Source organism: Secundilactobacillus malefermentans DSM 5705 = KCTC 3548, from assembly GCF_001436395.1.
In the GTDB taxonomy this organism is placed as follows: domain Bacteria; phylum Bacillota; class Bacilli; order Lactobacillales; family Lactobacillaceae; genus Secundilactobacillus; species Secundilactobacillus malefermentans.
In genome coordinates this window covers 1-311 of the sequence record NZ_AZGJ01000147.1, presented here as the reverse complement: position 1 = coordinate 311, position 311 = coordinate 1, and the positions used below count along the sequence as shown (strand labels likewise).

Sequence of the window (311 nt, the reverse complement as noted above, 5' to 3'; positions counted from 1 at the left end):
CGATTAAGCCAATTATAAATTGACGCAGTGCTCAAGTTATAAGCGGCCGCAATGGTTTCTGGTGACCAGGTTAATCGTAAGTGATTGGTAATTAAAGTCGCTAATGCTGCCGTCAGCATCGAACGACGACCGCAATTCCGCCTTTTGCGATCTGCATCTTGCTGAGCTAATTCTGGATCATAAGGTTTAACCCGGTCCAACTCATAGCTAATCGTAGCTTTGGCGACGCCTAAGGCGTCAGCCATTACTTGGTAAGATTTATTCCCCTCATTGACCAGTTGTGCTAGTGCGCCACGTTGAAAACGTGATAA

Annotated in this window: 1 pseudogene; it reads right to left on the bottom strand. The window is 46.0% G+C overall.

The window, feature by feature from the left end:
• Positions 1-311, bottom strand: a pseudogene (locus FD44_RS10230) (helix-turn-helix domain-containing protein); the annotation flags it as partial.